This is a genomic window from Streptomyces sp. NPDC033177, assembly GCF_055577715.1.
Map to the genome: position 1 here is coordinate 117,204 of NZ_JBVIPS010000004.1, position 22,667 is coordinate 139,870.

22 protein-coding genes and 1 pseudogene are annotated in these 22,667 nt (G+C 69.5%); 17 read left to right on the forward strand and 6 right to left on the reverse strand.

The features are described from left to right. Positions 1 to 56: 56 nt before the first annotated feature. The 4 genes from ACZ5U5_RS15280 to ACZ5U5_RS15295 all read left to right on the forward strand — a co-directional run bounded on the left by ACZ5U5_RS15280 (position 57) and on the right by ACZ5U5_RS15295 (position 4,553). The gene (locus tag ACZ5U5_RS15280) at positions 57 to 1,040 is read left to right on the forward strand and encodes a carbohydrate ABC transporter permease (RefSeq protein WP_469021205.1); all 984 of its coding nucleotides are present in this window, start codon (positions 57 to 59) and stop codon (positions 1,038 to 1,040) included. 80 nt (positions 1,041 to 1,120) lie between these two features. Further along, positions 1,121 to 1,987 (forward strand): carbohydrate ABC transporter permease, encoded by an 867-nt coding sequence (locus tag ACZ5U5_RS15285; protein WP_469022425.1) that lies wholly within the window; start codon positions 1,121 to 1,123, stop codon positions 1,985 to 1,987. A gap of 126 nt (positions 1,988 to 2,113) precedes the next feature. Continuing rightward, positions 2,114 to 3,328: an ROK family protein gene (locus ACZ5U5_RS15290; protein ID WP_469021208.1), complete on the forward strand. Its 1,215-nt coding sequence runs from the start codon at positions 2,114 to 2,116 to the stop codon at positions 3,326 to 3,328. 322 nt (positions 3,329 to 3,650) lie between these two features. After that, complete coding sequence (locus ACZ5U5_RS15295) at positions 3,651 to 4,553, forward strand: Gfo/Idh/MocA family protein (protein WP_469021211.1); 903 nt, start codon at positions 3,651 to 3,653, stop codon at positions 4,551 to 4,553. A 66-nt stretch (positions 4,554 to 4,619) separates the two neighbouring features. Here ACZ5U5_RS15295 and ACZ5U5_RS15300 read toward each other — a convergent pair whose 3' ends face one another. Further along, on the reverse strand, positions 4,620 to 4,874 hold the full coding sequence (locus ACZ5U5_RS15300; RefSeq protein ID WP_469021214.1) for a hypothetical protein: 255 nt from the start codon (positions 4,872 to 4,874) through the stop codon (positions 4,620 to 4,622). Positions 4,875 to 4,911: 37 nt separating this feature from the next. Between ACZ5U5_RS15300 and ACZ5U5_RS15305 the strand changes: the two genes are divergently transcribed. Beyond that, entirely contained in the window at positions 4,912 to 5,346 is a 435-nt protein-coding gene (locus ACZ5U5_RS15305) for an alpha/beta hydrolase (RefSeq protein WP_469022428.1), read from the forward strand. Between the two features lie 2 nt (positions 5,347 to 5,348). Here ACZ5U5_RS15305 and ACZ5U5_RS15310 read toward each other — a convergent pair whose 3' ends face one another. Continuing rightward, positions 5,349 to 6,308: a LysR family transcriptional regulator gene (locus ACZ5U5_RS15310; RefSeq protein ID WP_469021217.1), complete on the reverse strand. Its 960-nt coding sequence runs from the start codon at positions 6,306 to 6,308 to the stop codon at positions 5,349 to 5,351. Positions 6,309 to 6,456: 148 nt separating this feature from the next. Between ACZ5U5_RS15310 and ACZ5U5_RS15315 the strand changes: the two genes are divergently transcribed. The 8 genes and pseudogenes from ACZ5U5_RS15315 to ACZ5U5_RS15350 form a co-directional block, all read left to right on the forward strand. Beyond that, positions 6,457 to 7,509 carry a fumarylacetoacetate hydrolase family protein gene (locus ACZ5U5_RS15315; RefSeq protein WP_469021220.1) on the forward strand — a complete coding sequence of 351 codons (1,053 nt, stop codon included), beginning with the start codon at positions 6,457 to 6,459 and terminating at the stop codon, positions 7,507 to 7,509. Then, entirely contained in the window at positions 7,506 to 8,468 is a 963-nt protein-coding gene (locus ACZ5U5_RS15320) for a cyclase family protein (protein ID WP_469021222.1), read from the forward strand. Before ACZ5U5_RS15315 ends, ACZ5U5_RS15320 begins: the two co-directional genes overlap by 4 nt. Before the next feature lie 24 nt (positions 8,469 to 8,492). Then, complete coding sequence (locus ACZ5U5_RS15325) at positions 8,493 to 9,623, forward strand: FAD-dependent oxidoreductase (RefSeq protein ID WP_469021225.1); 1,131 nt, start codon at positions 8,493 to 8,495, stop codon at positions 9,621 to 9,623. 62 nt (positions 9,624 to 9,685) lie between these two features. Next, positions 9,686 to 10,720, forward strand: coding sequence for an amidohydrolase family protein (locus ACZ5U5_RS15330; RefSeq protein ID WP_469022429.1), 1,035 nt, complete (start codon positions 9,686 to 9,688; stop codon positions 10,718 to 10,720). A 3-nt stretch (positions 10,721 to 10,723) separates the two neighbouring features. Next, the gene (locus ACZ5U5_RS15335; RefSeq protein WP_469021228.1) at positions 10,724 to 11,659 is read left to right on the forward strand and encodes a VOC family protein; all 936 of its coding nucleotides are present in this window, start codon (positions 10,724 to 10,726) and stop codon (positions 11,657 to 11,659) included. Positions 11,660 to 11,755: 96 nt separating this feature from the next. Further along, positions 11,756 to 12,727, forward strand: coding sequence for a fumarylacetoacetate hydrolase family protein (locus ACZ5U5_RS15340; protein WP_469021231.1), 972 nt, complete (start codon positions 11,756 to 11,758; stop codon positions 12,725 to 12,727). Between the two features lie 14 nt (positions 12,728 to 12,741). Then, the gene (locus ACZ5U5_RS15345) at positions 12,742 to 13,488 is read left to right on the forward strand and encodes an SDR family NAD(P)-dependent oxidoreductase (protein ID WP_469022432.1); all 747 of its coding nucleotides are present in this window, start codon (positions 12,742 to 12,744) and stop codon (positions 13,486 to 13,488) included. 132 nt (positions 13,489 to 13,620) lie between these two features. Next, positions 13,621 to 13,764, forward strand: a pseudogene (locus tag ACZ5U5_RS15350) (GNAT family N-acetyltransferase); the annotation flags it as partial. Between the two features lie 30 nt (positions 13,765 to 13,794). Here the strand turns inward: ACZ5U5_RS15350 and ACZ5U5_RS15355 are convergent. Beyond that, positions 13,795 to 14,805, reverse strand: a complete 1,011-nt coding sequence (locus tag ACZ5U5_RS15355) for an NADP-dependent oxidoreductase (protein ID WP_469021233.1) — start codon at positions 14,803 to 14,805, stop codon at positions 13,795 to 13,797. Positions 14,806 to 14,916: 111 nt separating this feature from the next. On the opposite strand from ACZ5U5_RS15355, the gene ACZ5U5_RS15360 reads away from it, so the two are divergent. Continuing rightward, positions 14,917 to 15,483 carry a TetR/AcrR family transcriptional regulator gene (locus ACZ5U5_RS15360; RefSeq protein ID WP_469021236.1) on the forward strand — a complete coding sequence of 189 codons (567 nt, stop codon included), beginning with the start codon at positions 14,917 to 14,919 and terminating at the stop codon, positions 15,481 to 15,483. 157 nt (positions 15,484 to 15,640) lie between these two features. Beyond that, positions 15,641 to 16,105, forward strand: coding sequence for an SMI1/KNR4 family protein (locus ACZ5U5_RS15365; RefSeq protein ID WP_469021238.1), 465 nt, complete (start codon positions 15,641 to 15,643; stop codon positions 16,103 to 16,105). Between the two features lie 62 nt (positions 16,106 to 16,167). Here the strand turns inward: ACZ5U5_RS15365 and ACZ5U5_RS15370 are convergent, their stop codons facing one another. Both ACZ5U5_RS15370 and ACZ5U5_RS15375 read right to left on the reverse strand, forming a co-directional pair. Beyond that, entirely contained in the window at positions 16,168 to 18,126 is a 1,959-nt protein-coding gene (locus ACZ5U5_RS15370) for an acyl-CoA dehydrogenase family protein (protein WP_469021241.1), read from the reverse strand. A gap of 282 nt (positions 18,127 to 18,408) precedes the next feature. After that, positions 18,409 to 18,891: a hypothetical protein gene (locus ACZ5U5_RS15375; protein ID WP_469021244.1), complete on the reverse strand. Its 483-nt coding sequence runs from the start codon at positions 18,889 to 18,891 to the stop codon at positions 18,409 to 18,411. 78 nt (positions 18,892 to 18,969) lie between these two features. Here ACZ5U5_RS15375 and ACZ5U5_RS15380 point away from each other — a divergent pair, with 78 nt between their 5' ends. Continuing rightward, the gene (locus ACZ5U5_RS15380; RefSeq protein WP_469021247.1) at positions 18,970 to 19,920 is read left to right on the forward strand and encodes an RNA-binding protein; all 951 of its coding nucleotides are present in this window, start codon (positions 18,970 to 18,972) and stop codon (positions 19,918 to 19,920) included. Between the two features lie 141 nt (positions 19,921 to 20,061). Next, positions 20,062 to 21,675 (forward strand): amidase, encoded by a 1,614-nt coding sequence (locus tag ACZ5U5_RS15385; protein ID WP_469021249.1) that lies wholly within the window; start codon positions 20,062 to 20,064, stop codon positions 21,673 to 21,675. 235 nt (positions 21,676 to 21,910) lie between these two features. Here ACZ5U5_RS15385 and ACZ5U5_RS15390 read toward each other — a convergent pair whose 3' ends face one another. Next, the gene (locus ACZ5U5_RS15390) at positions 21,911 to 22,552 is read right to left on the reverse strand and encodes a TetR/AcrR family transcriptional regulator (RefSeq protein WP_469021251.1); all 642 of its coding nucleotides are present in this window, start codon (positions 22,550 to 22,552) and stop codon (positions 21,911 to 21,913) included. Positions 22,553 to 22,667 lie beyond the last annotated feature (115 nt).

Here is a 22,667-nt window from a genome sequence, read left to right on the forward strand (position 1 = left end):
CACAAGCGCCCCTCTCCGCGTTCCTCCAGGCGCTCCTTCTCCGAGGTAACCCATCCATGAGCACACTCCAGAGCGGCGCGAAGAAGCGCCGTGACCCTCAACCCCAGTCCGCCAGCACACGGGAGAACCGCGCCGGACTCGCCTTCGTGACCCCCACCTTCCTGGTGGTCCTGGTCGTGGTGATCCTGCCGATCCTGTGGACCGTCCTGCTCGCCTTCCAGCACGCCAAGCTCGTCAACATCCAGGACAACGGCCTCTTCGGACGCTGGACCCTGGACAACTTCGAGCAGGTATTCGGCTCGCCCGGATTCTGGAGCAGCCTGGGCACCACGCTGGTGTACACCGTCGGCGCCACCGCGGGCTCCGTCGTCCTCGGCCTCATCGCGGCCCTCGCCCTGCGGAAGCCCTTCCGCGGCCGGGGCATCCTGCGCGCCGCGATGCTCCTGCCGTACGTCGCGCCCGTGGTCGCCGTCGCCTTCGTCTGGGAAGTGGCGCTCAGCCCCCAGTTCGGCATCGTCAACGAATGGGGCCACAAGCTCTTCGGCTGGGACGACCCGATCGCCTTCCTCTCCACCCGCTCCTACGAAGTGGGCGTGTTCGGCTTCCACTTCGACATCCCGCTGGCACTGCTCACCGTCATCGCCTTCGAGACCTGGCGCTACTTCCCCTTCGCCTTCCTCTTCATGCTCGCCCGCCTCCAAGCGGTGCCCAGCAGCCTGGAAGAGGCCGCGGAAGTCGACGGCGCCACCCTGACCCAGCGCTTCCGTCACATCCTGCTGCCGCAACTGATGCCCGTCATCGCGCTGCTGTCCGTCCTGCGCTTCATCATGACGTTCAACAAGTTCGACGACATCTACCTGCTCACCGGCGGCGGCTCCGGCACGGACGTCGTGGCCGTACGCGTCTACGACTTCCTCACCTCACGCTTCGACGTCGGCGCCGCATCCGCACAGGCACTGGTCCTGGCCGTCGCCCTCATGGCCCTCCTGGGCATCTACTTCAAGTTCTTCGGCAAGAAGGTGCAGGAGGAATCGGCATGACCCGGACCCAGACGATCACCCGCGAACGGACCGAACGGCCGGAACGCCCCCTGCCCCAACCGGGGCGCAGTGCAAAGCGCCTGACCCGCGCACAATTCGAGGAGCGCCTCTTCGGAGTCCTGCGCTGGATCGTGATCGCCTTCCTGGCCGCGATCACGATCGTGCCCTTCTACTACATGCTCATGCTGTCGGTGAAGCCCATCGACGCGCTGCTCCTCGACCCGGGCAACCTCTGGGTCTCGGCCAAGGACTTCACCCTCAGCACCTACGAGAACGTGCTCAAGCCGTCCTCCGAGGGCGGCCAGGGATTCCTCGCCATGCTGCTCAACTCGGCACTCGTCGCCATCGCCACGGTCCTGCTCACCCTGGCCGCCGCGGTGCCCGGCGCCTACGCGGTCAGCCGGCTGAAGTTCTTCGGCAACCGCCACGTCAGCGCCATCTTCCTGGCCGTCTACCTCTTCCCCGCCACGCTGCTCGCCGTGCCGCTCTTCGTCATGTTCGCCAAGATGGGGCTCTCCGGCAGCCTGGTCGGTCTGGCCATCGTCTACATCGCCCAGACGGTCCCCGTCTCGATCTACATGCTCAAGAACTACTTCGTCACCATCCCGTACAGCATCGAGGAAGCGGCGGCCATCGACGGGGCCTCACGGCTGCAGACCGTCCGCAAGATCATCCTGCCGCTCGCCATGCCGACCCTGATGGCCACCGGGCTCTACGTCTTCATGATCGCCTGGAATGAATTCCTCTTCGCCCTCCTCTTCCTGGCCGCCGAGCCCGACAAGTGGACGGTCTCGCTGGGACTGCAGCAACTGGCCAACGGCATCGAGGTGTCCAAGACCGTACTGATGGCCGGGTCGGTCATCCTCACCATCCCCGTGGTACTCCTGTTCTTCGCCGCCGAACGGCTCCTCACCGAGGGCCTGACCAGCGGTGCCGACAAGGGCTGACACCGGCTCAGCACCGCGGCAGCACAGAGCCGTACGGCTCGACCGGCCGACGGCACGCACCACAAGCACCACACGCTTCACTGCTTCACACGCACAGATCAACAGGACAGGACGGGGACAGCGGGCATGGCAGGAAACCAGGCCAGCGCAGGTCACCTGCTGCAGCTCATCCGCAGCGGCGAGGCCACCACGCGCGGAGCGCTCCAGCAAGCGACGGGGCTCTCCCGCTCCACGGTGGGACACCGGCTCGATCAGCTCTTCGCGGCCGGCTGGCTGCGCGACGCGACGGGCGCCTCCACCGGCGGCCGACCCTCCGTCCGCCTGGAGTTCGACCCGACGCACGCCGCGGTGATCGCGGCGGACCTGGAGACGCGGCACGCGCGGGTCGCCGTGCTCGACCTGGCGGGCAACGTCCTCGCCGAGCACAGTGGCGCCCTCCTCATCGGCGACGGACCCGACCGCGTCCTGGACGAACTGGCGCGCTGGTTCGCGCCGCTGCTCGCCGAGGCCGGTGTCGACGCCGCGCGCATCTGCGGCATCGGCCTGTCCGTCCCCGGCCCCGTCGACTGGGAGACGGCCCAGATCGTGCAGCCGCCGATCATGCCGGGCTGGGACCGCTTTCCCGTACGGGGACGCCTGCGCGAGGCATGGTCCGAGCACGTCGTCCCGGCGGCCGACGCGGGGCCTCCGCCCGTCTACGTCGACAACGACGCCAACCTGATGGCCCTGGCGGAGCAGCGGGCCGGCCACCCCGACTGCAGCGCCTTCGTCCTCATCAAGGCCTCCACCGGCATCGGCGCGGGCGTCATCGTCGGCGGCGAGGTCTATCGAGGCATCGACGGCGGCGCGGGCGACATCGGCCACATCCGCCTGCACGACCGCCCGGACGCCCTGTGCATGTGCGGCTCCTACGGCTGTCTCGCCGCGGTCGCCTCGGGTGGTGCCATCGCCAGACAGCTCACCGCCGCCGGCGTGCCCACCGCTTCCGGCTCCGACGTCCGCGCCCACCTCGCCACCGGTCACCCGGACGCCGTGCGCTTCGCCCGGGAGGCGGGCCAGCGCGTGGGCGAAGTCCTGGTCACCGTCGTCACTCTGCTGAACCCCGGCGTCCTGGTGCTCACCGGCGACCTGGCCGGCACACCCTTCCTCACCGGCGTACGCGAACTCCTCTATCAGCGCGCCATGCCCCGCACCACCTCCCACCTCCAGGTCGTCACCTCCGCACTGGGTGACCACGCCGCCCTGATGGGAGCCACCCTCATGGTCGTCGAACACCTCTACTCCCCGGACACGGCGGACGCGCGGCTCGCGGAGCTGCTGGCGCCGAACGAGTCGGGGTGAACCGGCTTCGTGCGTACTGGCTGGACGCAGTGTGTGTGGCGTGAGGGCGCTGGCGGCGAAGGAGGCAACCGCGGCTAGCACCGGCTGGACCGCGGCAGATTCCCACCGCCCTGCCTGTGGTGCGCACGGCGGGCGGTGTCCGGGCCGACGGTCATGGCGAGGCGCGGCGAGGTGGTGGCGCGGCGAGGCCTTGCCATCACGAGGCAAGCACCCGGACCACACCGCACCGCACCAGGAACCACACCCCAGTTCGCGCGACGCGACGGCCAAGGCCACCCCGCACGCCGCCCCGACGACACCAGCTCACCCACGGAGAAACACCATGCCCCACACCACCCCCGACCCCACCACCGCCTGGACCCACCCGCCGGTCCGCGTCGGGTTGGTGGGCGCCGGCCCCTGGGCCCGCGCCATGCACGCCCGCATGCTGGCCGCCGGTCCCGAGACGACGCTCGCCGCGGTCTGGGCGCGCCGGCCCGAGGCGGCGGCCGAAGTCGGCGCGGCATACGGCGCTCCGGCCGCCGCCTCCTTCGAGGAACTGCTCGACATGTGCGAGGCGGTGGCCTTCGCGGTGCCTCCGGCCGTGCAGGCCGCACTGGCTCCGCGTGCCGCGGCGGCGGGCCGCGCCCTGCTCCTGGAGAAGCCGCTCGGCGCCGACCTGGAAGCCGCCCGCGCCGTCGCGGACGCCGTCGCCGAGCATCAGGTGATCTCGCAACTCGTCCTGACCAAGCGATACCACCCGGCCACCCGTGCCTTCCTCGCCGAAGCAGCGACACGCGAGGTGACCGGTGCACGCTCGTGCTACCTCCACGGAGCCTTCCTGGAGGGCGACTTCGCCACCGCCTGGCGGCTCGAACACGGCGCCCTGCTCGACCTCGGCCCGCACCTCCTGGACCTGCTCGACACCGCGGTCGCACCGATCGTCTCCGTACGCGCCACGGGCGACCCCACGCGCTGGATCGAGCTGACCTGCGAACACGAGAACGGCGCGGTCAGCCAGGCGTCCCTGTCCGGCAGCGTGAACCTCCCCCGCGCCAGGACCCGCGTGGAGCTCTTCGGACCCGGTGAAGAACTCGTCTACGACACCGCCGACATCGACCACGAGGAGTGCTGGCCCATCCTGCGCCGCGAGTTCGCCACCGCGGTCCGTACGGGCCGGGGCACGGGAATCGACGCGGCCCACGGCCTGCACATCCAACGACTGCTGGACAGCGCCCGGGCGTAGACGCACTTCGATGCAGGACAGAGGCGCCGTCACTCTGCTGCGGGTCGTGGCGGCCCTCGCCTTTCGCTACCTGGGCGGTACGTGGGTGAAGTGCTGCCGGACGCCGTCCCTGGCGGCATTGTCGAGAAGCACGCGCCACTCCAGACGTCCGCAGTCCGTGCAGACCAGCGCCGACGTCGGCACCGTCTCTCCGCGGAGCGCTCCGAACTTCAGCCGAACCTTCGGCAGGGCCTGTCCGTAGTAGGCCTGCCCCTCATACACCTCGTTGCCCCCGCAGCCGGTGCATACCCCGTGTGCCATTCCCGTCCCCTGATCACTCATGGCCCCACCTTGGGGCCGCAGTTGAAAACTACTCGCTCTGGCAGCCGAACCGCTTCACCGGGTGGACCTTGATGGGAGCCTGACTGCGGAAAGGTGGGTGCTACGTGCCGTTGCCCGGTCGTCGCCACCCCTCCAGGCCGACCGGGACGGCGGCCTCACCGGCAGCGATGACCCGCACGTTTCCTTCTACCACGATGTCCCGCACGCGCTCGCCGAGGAAGCGATGAGCAAGGAACGGGCACACCCGTCCTTGGCCGCGTCAGCCCAGCCGTGGCCGCTCGACGCCTGGCCGACCGTGCCGACCAGGTCCGTGGTGTGCACCGAGGACCGTTTCCTCCCACCGGAGCTCCAGCGCCGGCTCGCGCTGGAACGCCTCGACGTGATCCCCTGCGAGATCGCGGCGAGCCACTGCGCGGCACTCAGCCGCCCGGTGGAACTGGCGGACATTCTGACTGCGGCAGCCAAGAGCTGACGTCATTTCCTTTCCCGGCCGGACGGGGCACCTGGTCGCACGGCCGGCTGGTCAGGCGCCTCCGCCAGCCCCTCCCCGACACGCGCCGCGGTGGAGCGCAGCCACATGTGGGCGGCGTCGCGTGTGTGGACCGGGTGCCACCACAGGGCCTCTCGCAGCGGGACCGCGTCGTAGGGCGGACGCATGATGCGCACCGGCGCGATGCCGGCGAAGAGCCGGGCCAGGCGTTCCTGCATGAGCGCGATCCGGTGGGTGCCCGCGACGAGCAGGGGGAGCGACTGGAAGGTGTCGACCGACACCTCCACCCGCGGCTCGACCCCCAGCATCGCCAACTGGCGTACGGCCGGGGCGTCGTAGGTGCGCTGGTAGGTCACCCACGGCAGCCGGGCCAGGTCCTGCTGCGTCAGCTGCTCGCCGACCTCGCCGTTGTCATCTGCGACGATAAAGACCCAACTGTCCTCGTAGAGATCGGTATACGGCAGGTCGCTGACGACGCCGTGCGGCATCAGCAGCCCGTCGTGTGCGCTCAGGAGCGTTCCCGTCTCCTCGATCACGGTGGGCGGGGTCCGCGTGAACCTGAGCCGGATTCCGGGTGCCTCACGGTGGACGATCCTCGCGAGCGCGGACCCGAAGACGGCCACCGCGTAGTCGGAGGCCAGGAGCGTGAACTCCCGCTCCTCTTCGGCCGGTTCGAAGACAGCCTGGCTGCTGAACAGGCGCTCCAGCAGGTCGTAGGCCGTGCCCGTACGGTCGAGGAGTACCTGCCCCAGGGCCGTGAGCTCGTACTGGCCGCCCGAGCGCACCAGCAGCTCGTCGCCGAAGTGTTTGCGCAGCCTGGACAGCGCGGCGCTCATGGCGGGTTGGCTGAGGCCCACGCGCTGCCCTGCGTGGGTGACGTTGCGTTCTTCCAGGAGGGCGTGCAGGGCGACGACGAGGTTCAGGTCGAGGCGGGCAAGATTCACGGGTGCGTTCTCCCTGTGCAAGGGATGGAGCGTGGCTCTCTGACCACCGACTATAAACACGACAGATGATCAGTATCCACAGAATCGATTTCCATGATCGTGGGTCTCGGCGTCAGATTGGTCGCATCGCCATCAGGAGGACACGTTCGTGAAACCCGCACCCGCACCCGCGCCCGCAGCCGCTCCCGCTCCCGCCTTCGCCCCCTTCGCCGGGCCGTTCGCCCTGGCCACGCTCTCCGGCTCCGATGGGGTCGCGTTTCCCGCCCTCGTCACGCCCGATCAGCAGGTTCTCGATCTCAGGGTGGCACTTGTTGACCCGACGGTGACGATCCGCACCGTGCTGGAGCGGTGGGCCGAACTGCTACCCCTTCTGCACCAGTTGGCCACCGCCGCCACCGCCATCGCGGCGGGCGCGTCGACAGACCCCGTACGCCGGCCCCTGGCGGACTTCCAGGTGCACGCCCCGGTCGAGCCGCGGCAGGTGTTCCAGTCCGGTGCCAACTACCGGCAGCATGTGATCGATCTGCACGTGGCGCACCGCGACCCGTCCGACGGTCGCTCCGTGGAGGAGGCCCGCGCCGAGGCCGCGGAGATCATGGACCGTCGTGCGGTCGAGGACCTGCCGTACGTGTTCATAGGCCTGCCGAGCGCCATCACCGGCCCGTACGACAATGTGGAGCTGCCCCTCTGGGCTGAAAAGCCCGACTGGGAACTGGAGTTGGCGGTCGTCATCGGCCGCCCCGCCCACCGGCTCACCGCGGGGGAGGCCCTTGAGTACGTCGCCGGATACACCATCGCCAACGACCTCACCGACCGCGCGACCGTCTTCCGCCGGGACATGCCGCAGATCGGCACCGACTGGCTGCGCAGCAAGAACGCGCCCGGCTTCACCCCGCTCGGCCCGTGGATCGTGCCCGCCGACTCGATCGCGAACCCCGACGACCTGCGGCTGACGCTGAAGCTGAACGACCGGACGATGCAGGACGAGTCCACCAAGGACATGATCTTCAACGTCGCCCGCATGGTGTCGTACGCCTCCCACACCGCCCGGCTCCTGCCCGGCGATCTGGTGCTGACAGGGTCTCCCGCCGGCAACGGCATGCACTGGGGACGCCTGCTGCGCGACGGCGACGTCATGGACGGTTCGATCACCGGGCTCGGCTCGCAGCGCACCCGATGTGTGGCGGAGGGCGCGTCGTGAGCCTGGATCGCACCGACCCGGAGCGTGAGATCGCCGAAGCCGCCAAGTCGTACTCGAACTGGGGCCGTTGGGGCGCGGATGACGTACTGGGCACGCTGAACTTCCTCGACGAGGCCAAGCGCCGCGAGGGCGCCGCGCTCGCTCGCCGGGGTATCAGCTTCTCCCTGTCGCAACGGTTCGGCATGGACGGTCCGCAGAAGGGCTGGCGGCGCCGTACGAACCCGGTGCACACCATGCTGGACACCGGGACCGACGCGGCCCTCGGCAACCAGGGCTTCCCGCACGGTCTCGGCGGCGCCGACGACGTGATCGCCATGCCGTTGCAGTGCTCCACCCAGTGGGACGGCCTCGGCCACATCTTCGACCACGGCAAGGCGTGGAACGGGCGCCCGGCCGAGGAAGTGGTGACCTCCGAAGGTGACCTGGTCACCGGCATCGAGCACATGGCCGCGCACGTCGCCGGGCGCGGCGTCCTCCTCGACGTAGGCCATGTGGTGGGCGAAGACGGCGAGTTGCCCGACGGCTTCGCCATCACCGAGGAGCACCTGACCGCGACCGTCGAGGCCCACGGCGTGCGAGTGGGCCGCGGCGACATCGTCCTGGTGCGCACCGGACGGCTCACCCGGGCGCGGCGCGATGGGTGGGGCGAGTACGCGGGGGGTGACGCGCCCGGCCTGTCCTTCACGACCGCCGGCTGGCTGCACCGCACCGAGATCGCCGCCATCGCCACGGACACCTGGGGCTTCGAGGTCCGGCCGAACGAGTTCGAGCACGCCTTCCAGCCCCTGCACCAGGTCGCCATCCCCAACATGGGCCTGCTCATCGGCGAGATGTGGGACCTGGACGCCCTGGCCGGGGACTGCGCCGCCGACGGCGTGTACGAGTTCTGGCTCACCGCCGCGCCGCTGCCCGTCACCGGCGCCGTCGGCTCCCCGGTGAACCCGATCGCCGTCAAGTAGCCCGTGGAACAGAGGAGTTCCCTCATGAATCAGACCCGCAAGGTTCTCGTGATCGGCGGCGGCGCGGCCGGAAACGCCGTGACGATCCTGTTGCGCCGCGCCGGTGTGGCCGTCGACCTGATCGAGGCCCAGCCCGGCTGGAACGCAAGTGCCGGATCCGGTATCACCCTCCAGGGCAACGCCCTGCGCGTGTTGCGCGAACTCGGCGTGTGGGAGGAGGTCGAAGCGTCCGGCTTCGGATTCGACGCCGTCGGCATCACGTCCCCCGACGGCTCCGTGCTGCACGTCTCCGAAGACCTCCGCAGCGGCGGTGACGACCTGCCGGCCACCGTCGGCATGCAGCGCCCCCAACTGCAACGCATCCTGATGCGAGCCGTCCGCGAGAGCGGCGCGACGGTGCGCCTGGGTGTCACGGCCACATCGCTTGAGCAGGACGCGCACGGCGTCGACGTCCGGTTCAGCGACGGCGCCCGAGGCCGCTACGACCTGGTGGTCGCCGCCGACGGTCTCGGCTCGGGCACGCGTTCCGCGATCGGCATCGCCACGAAGCCGGAGCCGACCGGCATGGCCATCTGGCGCGTCGCCGCGCCGCGCCCCGAGGGTGTCACCCGGGCCGACCTCGCCTACGGCGGTCCCGCCTACATCGCCGGTTACTGCCCCACGAGCGCCACCACGCTCTACGCGTTCGTGGTCGAGGCCGCCCGCGACCGCGCCTCCATCCCGCCCCAGTCGTACGCGGACGAGATGACCCGCCTCGCCACGGCGTACGGCGGACACTGGCCGGAGATCACCGCACACATCACTGACCCGACCCAGGTCAACTACACCTGGTTCGACCAGATGCTGGTGGAGGGCTCCTGGCACCGCGGCCGCGTGGTCCTCGTCGGGGACGCCGCGCACTGCTGCCCACCCACCCTCGCGCAGGGCGCCGCCCTGTCCCTGGAGGACGCGCTCGTCCTCGCCGAACTCCTCACGGGCTCCGACACCTGGGACGACGCCTTGCTCAGGGCGTACTACGAGCGGCGCATACCGCGCGTGCGGGCCGTGGTCGAGGCGTCCGTACAGATCGGGCAGTGGCAGTTGGACGGCGTACGCGACGCGGATGTGCCCGGCCTCATGGGCCGCACCATGGCCATGCTGACGGAGCGGCCGTGACCGCGGCTGCCGGGGGAGCGGCCCTGACCGTGCGCACCGAAGGAGCGGTGGCGCCCTCTGCCTTGGCCGCGCCCACCGTGGACGTGCACGCGCACGTTCTGCTGCCCGAGGTGGACGCGATGGTGAGCGGGCTGCCGGGCCATCTCGCAGCCCGTGCCCTGGACGCTCGGCGCAACGGCCCTGCGGCCCTGGCCGTCAACGGCCCGATGATCGGCGAACGCATCTCGCGCCTGACCGACCCCTCGGCCCGGCTGGCCGCGATGGACATCCAGAGCGTCGATGTGCAGCTGGTCAGCCCGTCGCCCTCGCACTACCACTACTGGACCGACGAGCAGACGGCCGAGAAGGTCTACCGTCTGGCCAACGAGGCCACCGCGATTCACTGCTCGGCCGCCCCCGAACGGCTGCTCGGCCTGGGCCTTGCACCGCTCCAGCATCCGGACCTCGCTGTCCGCGCCCTCGAAAACGCCCTGGAGCAGGGCTTGTTGGGCGTGGAGATATCCAGCCACGCCCCGGGCCTCGCGACTGGCGACGCTCCCGGCCGCGGGCTGTTCCGTGAGCTGTCGGACCCCGCGTACGAGCCGCTGTGGACCCGGGCAGAGGAGACGGGAGCGATCCTCTTCCTGCACCCCTTCGGCTGCACGCTCGACGAGCGACTCGACGAGTGGTACCTGTCCAACACCGTCGGCCAGCCCACCGAGAACGCCGTCGCCCTCTCCCACCTGATCTTCTCCGGAGTCCTTGACCGGCATCCGGCCCTGAAGGTGCTTGCCGCGCACGGCGGCGGCTACCTGCCCACGCACATCGGCCGATCCGACCACGCCTGGTCGGCACGGTCGGACGCGAACATCGCCTGCGCACACCCGCCCAGCAGCTATCTCAACCGTCTCTACTTCGACTCCCTCGTCCACGACCCGCACGTACTGCGGGAGTTGATCCGCGTCGCCGGAGCGGACCGGGTCCTGCTCGGCTCCGACTTCCCCTTCGACATGGGCACCCAGGACCCCGTCGGTGCCCTGCGCGCCGCGCACCTGCCCGACGCCGACTTCCACGCCGTACGGGGCGCCAACGCGGCCGCTCTCCTCCGGAAGGACTGACACATGACCCGCCTGCTCACCCACCTGCGCCACGTCGACCTCGCCGTGCCCGACTACGACCGGCAGCTCGCCTTCTACTCCGGCGTCTGGGGCCTCACGAAGGTCACGGAGGATTCCGGGATCTCCTTCCTGGCCGCCGAAGGCTCGCCGGAGCAATACGTGGTCCGGCTGCGCAAGGCCGACGAGAAGCGCCTCGACCTCATCTCGTACGGGGCCTCGACCCCTGCCGACGTGGACACCCTCGCCGAACAACTCCTCGCCGGTGGCGTGCAGTTGATCACCCAGCCCGGCACCGTCGACACCCCGGGCGGCGGTTACGGCTTCCGCTTCTTCGATGTCGACGGCCGCACCATTGAAGTCTCCACCGACGTGGAGGTGCGCCGGCACCGGAAGATCGAGGCGAAGGAGGCCATCCCGGTCAAGCTCTCCCACGTCGTCCTCAACGCCCCCGACCTGAACACGACCCGCGCCTGGTACGAGCGGCACCTTGGCTTCAAGCTCTCCGACACGCTCATGCACCCGAACATGGGCGAGGCGATGCACTTCATGCGCATCTCCAGCCAGCACCACTCCATGGCCATAGCCCAGGGCCCGCACGCGGCCCTGCACCACATCTCGTTCGAGCTGCGCGGCATCGACGAGTACATGCGCGGATCGGGCCGCGTCATCCGTGCCGGACACCACAAGATCTGGGGCCCCGGCCGCCACGTCGCGGGAGACAACACCTTCACGTACTTCCTCGACCCGAGCGGCAACACCGTCGAGTACACCACCGAGTTGGAGATGCTCGACGAGGACACCTGGCACCCCCACGTGTACGACTTCTCCAACCCCGAGGTCACCGACCAGTGGGGCACAGCGAACGCGATGAACGAATTCGTCGCCAAGGAGTCGTTCAACGACGTCGACCGCGGCTGCTTCGTCGCCCCGCCGGTCTGACCCCACCCCAAGCTCCGGGGGCGCGGTGACCCAGTCAACGCCCTGACGCCACATCCCGCGTCCCCGATCACTTTCCTGTGCCAGGAGAAGGCCACTATGCGCATCGCCGCCTACGAACACCAACACCAGCGTCGAGTCGCCGTCGTAGAGGACGACGGCACCCTCTACCCCCTGCCCGGGACCAGCTCTCTCGTCGAACTGCTCGCCCCTGGCGACGGACTGCGCGGTCTGCTCGACCGCGGCGCCGCCGCACTCGACGTGCCGGCCGGCCCGCATGCCTCCCAGGTGCGGCTGCTGGCGCCCCTGCAGCCCACCTCCGTACGAGACTTCGTCACGTTCGAGGAGCACGTGGAGGGTGTGCGCCGCTCCGTGGAGGGCACCACCGGCGTCCCCGAGCAGTGGTATGCGGCCCCGACCTTCTACTTCGGCAACCCCCACGCTGTCTACGGCCCGCACGACGACATTCCGGCGGCGCCCGGAGCCGGGGTCCTCGACTTCGAGCTCGAAGTGGCGGCCGTGATCGGGCGCGAGGGCAGCGATCTCAGCCCCGAGCAGGCCCGTGAGCACATCGTCGGCTACACGATCTTCAACGACTGGTCCGCGCGGGACCTCCAGTCGGCCGAGATGCGGGTGGGCCTCGGCCCCTGCAAGGGCAAGGACACCGCCACCACCCTCGGCCCCTACCTCGTCACCGCCGACGAACTGGAGCCCTACCGCGACAGCGACGGCTTCCTGCGGCTCGCCCTGACCGCCGAGATCAACGGTGAGGTGGTCGGCAAGGACCTGCTGTCCAACATGAGCTGGACCTTCGAGGAGATGGTCGCCTACGCCTCACGAGGCACCCGCGTCGTCCCCGGCGATGTCCTCGGCTCCGGGACCTGTGGCAACGGGGGCTGCCTCGCCGAACTCTGGGGCCTGCGCGGCCGACAGGACCCGCCGCCCCTCAAGCCCGGTGACACCGTCACCCTCACCGTCGAAGGCATCGGCACCGTCTCCAACACCGTGGTGCCGGGCCCGGAGCCCCTCCCGATCCCCGCCGCCCGGCGCCGCACCAGGGAGCGGCCGTGACCGACCCGCAAGCCGTGTCCGATCCGCGCCCCAGGCGACTGCTCGGCAAGGTCGTGATCGTCACCGGCGCGGCCCGTGGCCAGGGCGCCGCCGAAGCCGAGGCTCTCACCCGCGAAGGTGCCCTTGTGATCGCCACCGACGTCACCGTGGCACCCGGAATCCGCCGCGTAGACGTCACCAGCGACACGGACTGGGCCCAACTGGCCGCCGAACTAAGGCAGTCGTACGGGCAGGTGCACGGCCTGGTCAACAACGCCGGGATCACGTGGCGCGCACGGATCGATGACGTACGCGCCGATGACATGGCCCGCGTCCACGCGGTCAACGTCACCGGACCGTTGCTCGGCATCCAGCACCTCGCGCCGCTGATGCCGCCGGGCGCCTCCATCGTCAACGTCGGCTCCTCGGCGGCACTCACCGCCCACTATCCGGTCGCGTACACCACCAGCAAGTGGGCCCTGCGCGGCCTGTCGAGGACCGCGTCCATGGAACTCGGCCCGCACGGGATCCGTGTGAACACCCTCCACCCCGGCTTCATCGAGACGGAGATGACGGCCACCGCGCCGGCCGCGTTCCGCGACACGACCCTGCGCGACACCCCGCTGGGCCGCACCGGCACTGTCGATGACATCACTCCGCTGGTCACGTTCCTGCTCAGCGACGACGCGGCGTTCATCACCGGTGCCGACATCCCCGTGGACGGCGGCTACACCGCGCACGGCGGCGCCAAGGCGGTGTCCGACGCCCTCCGCCGAACCTGAACCATCCCGATCGCTCTGGGAACGGGCCGGACCACGTGAACCCACTGCCCGAGCCCGCACTCGGCGACCTTAGGGTTCCTGCATGACGACCACACTCTGTCTGCGGGAGATCACCCCGGCCAACCTCGACGCAGCGACCTCCGGCGTCGCGGCGGCACCCGCCTGACGACCACTTGGCATCCCGGCACGGGCGGCCCCGAGGGTTTCTGCCTCGGGCTCTGGCTCCGCCTGACGGGCGAGACCAGCGGGGACCAAACAGTCGGCGAGCTGGACTTGCTGTGCCGGGACTCGACCGATCGGATGCCCCTAGGCGACCGTGAGCACGATCTTTCCGCGGATATGGCCTTGGGCGGCGCGTTCGTGCGCGGCTCGGGCTTCCGCGAGGGTGTACGTGCTGTCGATCGCCACGCGGACCGTGCCCGCATCGAGCAGGCGCCCCAGCTCGGCGAGCTGCGCGCCGTTCGAGCGGACCTGGGTGCCCGTGACCGTGACGCCCAGCTTCGCGATCTCTTCTTCGTCGAACTCGCCGAAGAACACGGGGAAGTGAGAGCCGCCTCGCTTGAGCGTACGCAGGAAACGCTTGCTGTCGGGGCCGCCGACGGTGTCGAGAACGAGGTCGACGTCACGCACGACGTCCTCGGGACGACTCTTGGTGTAGTCGATGAACTCATCGGCGCCGAGCTCGCGGAGGAACGATTCATGTGCGCCCGATGCCACCGCGACGACTCGCGCGCCCTTCCATTTCGCCAGCTGCAGCGCGAGGTGCCCCACGCCGCCCGCGGCGCCGTTGACGAGCACCGTCGTGTCGGCGCCGAGCACTGTGGGGCGGTGCCGTGCCGCCTGGAAGGGTGAGGGGTGATCGTGTCCGAGGTCGATCAGGAACTGCCACGCGGTGAGGCCGGCCATAGGCGCCCCAGCGGCGTGCACGTGATCGATGCCGGGCGGCTTGAGTGCCAGGTCCGAGGCGGGCGCGGCCACGTACTCGGCATAGGTGCTGCCGTCGAAGCTGGGGAAGCGCAGGAGACCGAAGACCTCGTCACCGACGGAGAAGCCGTCCACATCCGCGGCCACGGCCTCGACGACGCCCGACAGATCCGTCCCCGGAATCACGGGCAGTGCGAACCTCGGCCTCGTCTCGGGAGGCAGGTTGGACATGCCGTCGCGCAGATACCAGTCGGGTGGGTTGATGCCGGCCGCGTGGACACGTACGAGTACCTCGCCCGGCCCCGGTTCGGGAAGCGGCACCTCCTCGTGACGCAGAACTTCGGGGCCGCCGTGTTCATGGAGCCGGATTGCCCTCATCGTGTGTTTCGGCATCGTTTTTCTCCTGCCTGCGCCGCGAGTTACGCTTATTCGGATCAGCGATCCACATAAGTGGACCACTGATCCGAATATATGGACCAGTGATCCGGATAGTCAAGGGGACCGATGCGGGCCGACGCCAGGAAGAACCGCGACCACCTGCTCGCCGTAGCGGGTACCGCCCTCGCCGAGCAGGGCGTCGACGTGTCCCTGCGCGACATCGCGCGCCGGGCTGATGTCGGGCTCGCGACACTGCTGCGGCACTTCCCGACGCGCGAGGCGCTGCTCGATGCCCTGCTGCGCACGAGCTTCGACGAACTGACGGCGAAGGCGTGCGCGCTCGAGACGTCGAGTCCGCCCGAGGCTGCTCTCGTCTCCTGGCTACGGGACTGCGTCGGGTGGACCACCGAGTACCGGGGTGTGACCGTGCTGATGGCGGCCGCCATCGAGGACCCCGAATCCGCGCTCCACGCTTCGTGCGTGACGCTGCGCGCGGCCGGTGCGCGGCTCCTCACGCGGGCCCAGGCGGCGGGCGTGGCGCGCAAGGACATCGACGGTGCTGATCTGTTCGCGCTGGTGGCCATGCTCGCCTGGACCGGCGATCAGCCCTCGCTCGCGCCAAGCGCCGATCACCTCTTCGAGGTGGTGGTGAGCGCGCTTCTGACGACGGCGCGGGCCGGCGAAGCCGAGTAGGAGCGCAACCCGCGCCCGCACCACCGACCACCACCCGCCGCTCACCCGCAGTCAACCTCAACCCACCCACGCAGGAGCCCGGATGCACCCCGCCGTCGAACGTCTTACCGCACTCGTTCCGCCTCCGGGGCCTCGCCGTTCACGGGACTGGCCCGCCGTGGAGCAGCAGCTCGGCACCGCCCTGCCACCGGACTACAAGGAACTCGTCGAGGTCTATGGGGGTGGGCTCTTCGACGAGGAGATCTGGCTTCTGGACCCCGAATGCCCGGACAAGGACTGCAACCTCCTTGACGAGGCCAGGGAGCGCGCGGAGATTCTCGCCTCCTTGTGGGAGGTCGAGCCCAAGCCGCCGCAACTGAAGGAAGGCGACGGGGCCCAGGTGCTGCCCTGGGCCTACATCGAGGGCAGCGGCGCCATGCTGTACTGGCTGCACCGGCCGGGGCAACAGCCGGAGGAATGGACCACCCTGTTCAACGAGGGCCGTGGCCCGGAATGGGAGTACCACCCGCACTCCTGCGTGCAGTTCCTGCTCCTGGCGCTCACCGGTGAAGCCGACACGGTCTACTTCGACGATCTTCCCCCTCAGCAGCACCAGTTCGAATCCAACGACGACGTCCTCTGACGTACGCCTCTCGGGCATGCCGTGAGGGGGCGCCGGTCCCGGTTCACCGAGGCCGTGCCCGGTCACCCCACCAGATCAGGCGAGCGCAGCAGCTGTGGCGGGATGCCCCAGGCGTCGACGAGGTCGGTCGCGAGGGGGCGGATCTTGCGGCACAGGTCGTTCACCTCGCGGCGGATCGCTTTGGAGCGCTGTGTCGTCAGGCGGCCGTGTTCCATGAACCAGGCGCGGTCCGCCTCGATGGTGGAGAGGGCGAAGAGGTCGCACAGCAGCCCCAACGCGACCTTGTTGTCACCGTCGGGCAGCTGGCGCATCTTGTCGACGAAGGCTTCGAGCACCAGCCGCTCCACGTGGGCGTGGGCCACCGCGATGACGTGGTCCTGCACCTGGGAGAAGACGACCCCGGGGTGGGTCTTCTGGTCCATTCCGCGCTTGAGCCGGCGTGCGACGCCGGCGAGCATGTGCTCCTCGCGGAAGCGGAGCATGGCCAGTTGATACTCCGAGTCGAACAAGCCCGCTTCCTGGTCCCACTCGTCGCCGCCGGGCAGCAAGTCGCGTACCCGCTCGAGCAGTTTGTGGGCCGAGGTCTTCTCGATGACCGTTTCGACGGCGAGGTTGGTGACGTAGCGGACCATGCCGAGCTGGTCCAGGTTCTCGAACTCGCTGGCGTAGTGGGTGAGCAAGCCCTTCGCCACCAGCTGGAGCAGCACGTGGTTGTCGCCCTCGAACGTCGCGAAGACGTCGCTGTCGGCCTTCAGGGCGGCGAAGCGGTTGACTGCGAGGTAGCCGGCGCCCCCGCAGGCCTCGCGGCACTCCTGGATCGTGCGGGTGGCGTGCCAGGTGCCGAGGGCCTTGGTGCCCGCGGCCCGTGCCTCCAGTTCGCGTCGCGCGAGTTCGTCGTTCTCGCCCCCGGAGAAGACCTCGTGCAGTTGTGTGCGGACGACGTCCTGGGCGAAGTGCAATGCGTAGGTGCGCGCGATGAGCGGAAGCAGTCGGCGCTGGTGCATGCCGTAGTCGAGGAGCACCTGCTCCTCGGTGTCCGAGGCTGCCTGGAACTGCCGGCGGCGCACGGCGTACTTGGTGGCGATCGCCAGGGCGACCTTGCTGGCGTTGATGGCACCGCCGCCGACGCTGACCCGCCCCTGCACCAGCGTGCCGAGCATGGTGAAGAAGCGGCGGTCGGGGTTGCCGATCGGGCTCTGGTAGGCGCCCTCCGGAGTGACGTCGGCGAACTGGTTGAGCAGCGCCTCGCGTGGCACGCGTACGCCGTCGAACCAGATGCGGCCGTTGTCCACGCCGTTGAGACCCATCTTGCGGCCGTCGTCCTCGATCCGGACACCGGGGGCGACCACACCGTCGACGCGGACCGGTACGACGAACGCGTGCACGCCCTCGCGCTTTCCGTCCACCTCGAGCTGGGCGAAGACGACGGCCAGCTCCGCGTGCCGGGCCGCGTTGCCGATGTAGTCCTTACGGGCCTCGTCCCCGCCGGTGGTGATGACGAACTCCTGGCTGTCGGCGTCGTACCGAGCCACCGTGCCAAGGGCCTGGACATTGGAGCCGTGTCCGGTCTCGGTCATCGCGAAGCACCCCATCAGCTCCCCGGTGATCAGGCGCGGCAGATAGGCCTCGTGGTGACGCCTGGTGCCCAGGTGCAAGATCGCACCGCCGAAGAGCCCGAACTGCACGCCGACCTTCACCAGCACCGACAGATCGCCGAAGGCGAGCGTCTCGAACGCGGCGATCGACGCACCGATGTCGCCGCCCCCGCCGTACTCCTTCGGAAAGCCCATGCCCGTCTGGCCCGTCGCCGCCATCTCGACGACGAGCTCACGCACGCGCTCACGGAACTCGTCGAAGCCGAGCTCCTCCGCTTCGTCCAGTACGCCCGCGTACGTCGTCAGGTTGGCACGAACCAGATCGCGGACCTCGGCGTATTCGCCGTCGAGCAACTCGGCGAGGGACTGGACGTCGATGGTGGGCTGCGCGTAGCCGCTGGGGGAGGCAGAGCTTTCGGTGACCATGTCGCCCTGTTACCCGCGCGTAAGCGGATCAAAGCGGTCGCCTGGTCCATCTGCGCTGCCGCCATGAGGACGCCCCGTGGACGCGGGGCTGCCGACGGGGCGGGAGTGTCAGTGGGGCGATGCATGATCGGGCGTATGACATTTGGTTCGATCGAGGCCCTGAGCACGCTCGCTCACCGGCACTTGTCCTCAGACGTCGCAGAACATTTGCTCGCCTTCGCCGGCATGGCCGCAGCCCTCATCTGCCACCGTCGACTCGTCCGTGTTAACGGGCGTCACCAGTCAGCGTGAGGTTCCGACACTGCTGACCCAGACACCGAAGGGCCTGATCTCCGGCTCGGTCTCGGTCAGCTCTGGGAGGCTTTGCGCGTCGTTCAGGTCCGACCAGACGATGGGGCCTGGCTCACTGTCGGCCAGAAAGCCCGCGACGACCGAACCCAGGTCGTCGGAAGCCACATAGGTACCGCTGAACGGCAACGCATCCGGGGGCACGGAACCGGTCGAGCACCGGAGCTGTCCTGCCTGCCTGTCGTGCCACACGTAGAACGTTGCCACCCCGGAGAATCCCAGATCGCGAATGCGTTCCCGGATGGCAGCAGCAGTCTGCTCGAAGGCAGCCACCACCTCGGCGACGGACAAGGAACTCCTGTCCTCGTCAGCCGCGCTCAGTGACCAGGAGTTGGTCTCCCACTCCACCCGCCGGTCAGCCGGCTCCAACACCAGTGGCTCGTCCGCCACCTCAGCGATCCACGTCAACAGCACCACAGCAGTATCCCTGCACACCGCGAACAGCCAAAAGAAGCGGCGTCTTAGGCTGGAGGCCCCTACCGTCCCAGGAGCAGCGTGCCGCCGGCCTTCGTCCACCGCATCACCAAGTACGACCCCGCCGACCGCGACGAGCGCGGCCACTACACCGGCGCGCAGGACACGGACAGCGACCACGGGCCGGTCGAGGCGGCGTACCTGGCGGCGATCGCCGCCTTCGCGGTGGCCTCGGGCATCGACCGGCTGGAGATTCGCGAGCCCGCGGTCACCGGCTTCGTTCACTTCGGCCTGGAGCCGCCGGTGGAGGGACACGGCCTCGCCGAACTCTTCCTGCCCGACCTCACCGGCTACCACGACGGGGCGGAGGTCTCGCTTCCCGTCGCTCTGGAGCTGGTCCGGGCCATGCTCCGCGACCAGGGCGTCTGGTGTCGGCTGGAGGTGGGGGACGTGTTCACCGTGCATGTCGGGTGGGACCAGTACGTGTACGTGGGCACCGAGCAGCTCTGCGCGGACGCAGCGGCCCGTACTCGGGAACTCGGTCTCTTCGCCGAGCCGATGACGGCCTCGCCCTACGCGGCAGAGGCCGAGGAACGAGAAGTGACGGAGGCCGCCGACGAGGACTTCTGGGCGCGGGTGCGCGCGGAGCTGGCAGCACGGCAGGCGTTGCTCCTGGAGGAGGCCTTCGTCCGTAACGCCGCACGCTGGCACCGCCTCACCGCTGACAACCTCGACGAGGTGCGCACCGGATTCAGCCCGCGCGCCCTGCTGACCGTCTGGCCCGACTTGGACCCCGATGTCGGCGCGGTTCTGGCGGAGTTGCCCGAGGAGGGAACGGTGATGTTCGTCTGGGAAGCACAGGACGGGACGATCAGGCACGTGATCGTCGACGACAGCGAGTACCAGGAGCTCGCCGCCCTGACCGTCGGCGCGCGGGCGGCCTGTGCCTTGCCCATGGCCTTCGACGACCATCACCCGCTGCTCTGCGCCGCCCTGCCCGACAGCGACGGCGTGCTGCGCGCCACGTGGTGACCTGGTGACAGCAGGGTGAGCCGGTCCGCGCGGGCAGCGCAGCCGGCGCGACCCGGCCGCCCACGCATTCCTCAGCTCGCGAAGTACGTGAGACCCCGGCACCCTTGCGCCGGAAGCGCCTGCTGTAGTCCGCTGGCCCGCATGGGGAAGAGGAGCACTGCCGCAATGACCGCCGCCCTTGTCGCGGGGTCCCTTCTGACGGGCGTACCGCATGCCGGTGCGCAGCCCGCCGGGCATTCCACCGAGAGTTCATCACCGCAGACCGGGGCGCCTCACGTTTCCGGGGTCGACTTGGACACCGTGACGATCCCGGAGTTACAAGCGCGTATGGGGGAGGGGTCACTGACCTCGTCGGCCCTGACCAAGGCTTACCTGCGACGTATCGCGCACGTCGACCCCAAGATTCACTCGGTGCTGCGCACCAGCCCGACTGCCTTGCGTGAGGCGGCCGCCAGCGACGTGCGCCACCGACGTGGGAAGTCCCTCGGGCCACTGGACGGTATCCCTGTTCTCCTCAAGGACAACGTCAACACCCGTGACATGCCGACGACGGCCGGGTCACTCGCTCTCGCCGGGAGCCCGCCCGACACCGACGCCGCGCTGGTGACCCGGTTGAGGAAGGCCGGAGCGGTGATCCTCGGGAAGACCAACCTGTCCGAATGGGCCAACTTCCGTGCTGCGAAGCCGACATCGGGGTGGTCGGCGGTGGGCGGCCAGACCAAGAATCCGTACGTGCTCGACCGCAATCCGTGCGGATCGTCCTCCGGCTCCGCCGCCGCACTCGCCGCCTCGTTGTCGCAGGTGGCGATCGGCACCGAGACAGACGGCTCCATCGTGTGCCCGGCCGGGATGAACGGCGTCGTCGGCCACAAGCCCAGCCTCGGCCTGGTCAGCCAGTCTGGCGTGGTGCCGATCTCCGCCGAGCAGGACACGGCCGGGCCCATGGCGCGCAACGTGATCGACACCGCGCTCACGTTTTCGGTACTGAGTGAGCGCGAGGGTTCGCGCGGCTCGTCGGCCAAGAACGCGGCGGCTGACCAAGGCACCAGCCTGGGTACCAGCCTCCGCGGCAAACGGATCGGCCTGTGGCGCCTGCCCTCGCTGGGACCGGACGTGGACGCCGTGATGACCCGTACGGCGAAGAAGCTGCGCAAGGCCGGAGCCGTGGTCGTCGAGGTGACGCCTCCGTACCAGGCACGGCTGGCCGAACTCGAGCTCCCGGCGCTGCTCAGCGAGTTCCACCGGGACATCGACGCCTACCTCGGTACGCGCAAGGGGCCCCGCGACCTCGCCGAGCTGATCGAGTTCAACCGCGCCCACCCCGAGGAACAGACCTGCTTCGCCGGACAGGAGCTGTTCGAGCAGGCCCTCGCCGCGCCGCCCACCACCGACCCCGATTACCGGTCGATGCGCGCCGAGTTGAAGGACCTCTCCCGGCGCTCGATCGACGAGACCATGTCCGCCCACCGCCTGGACGCCATCGCCGCGCCCACGAACCCGCCCGCCTGGACCACCGACTGCGCGCGCGGCGACAACGACGTCATCCCCTCCTCCACCCCGGCAGCCGTTGCCGGGTACCCGTCCCTCTCGGTACCTGCCGGGTCCGTGAACGAACTGCCGGTCGGCCTGCTCCTGATGGCCGGCGACCACCAGGACGCCAAGCTCCTGTCGCTGGGAGCCTCGGTGGAGGACCGCCTGAAGGCCTGGCGAGCACCGCGTTACCTGCCGACGGTCGGGTCCGGCGCGCAGAAGTGACCGGGCAGAAGTAACCCGCCAGGGGGAGTGGGGCCGCCGAGGACACGTGACCCTTCGGCCTCACTCCCCTCTAAGATCGACCGTGCGCGGAACGACAGCAGGGGAGGGCGCGATGGCGAGGGATCGTCCGCCCTGGCGATTCCATCCGGGGCGAGACCGCGCTCCTTCCGCCGCCGCCCGTTGGAACGGGTGTAGGGCATTCTCTCGCGCCTGATCAACTCGCTGCTCGTCAGCCCTACTTGGCCTTGTAGGCCCGCAGGAAGGTGCGGACTCCCTCGACGATGAGGGGTCGGACCCGTGTGTCCTCCGCGGCGTTCGCCGAACCGAACCTGTTGAGTGCGACGTTGAAGGTCAGCGCGATGAACTGGTCGGCCGCGAGGCGGGCGTCGGGGACATCGAGCAGGCCGGCCTCGGCGAGCGCGGCGAACCGCTCGGCGAGCGCCTCGTCGGGGGCGTCGGCCATGGAGTTCTCGCCGCCGTCCGGCAGCTGGCCGGACTGCGTGCGGACCAGTCTCTGCAGCGTGGCGTACTCCGCTGAGCCGAGCATGTCGGTCGCGATGCGCATCGAGAACGTGACCAGCACGTCCTCCAGGTCGGCGGTTTCGGTGAGGTCGGCGGGGTCGGTGAGGGTGTCGTCGAGGATGCGCCGGATCGTGGTGATCAGCGACTGGCCGACGCCGTCGACGACTGCTTGCAGCAGCGTCTGCTTGTCGCCGAAGTAGTCATAGACCGTCCGCTTGGACACCCCGGCCCGAGCTGCGACCGCGTCGACGCTGGTGCGGTCGAAGCCGTCGGCGAGGAACAGGTCCCGGGCCGCGGAGAGGATGGCGGCCCGCTTCTTCGCGGACCCCTCGCGCAGTGTCTTCGTGGTTGGCATGGCCGTATCTTAGCTCGACTTTACTACACGGTGTAGTGTAATTCTGAGTCAGGGGGCCGCTGCCGACGCCCTCCCACATCCCCAACGGACCCCCAACGCACATCTAACGCACTCC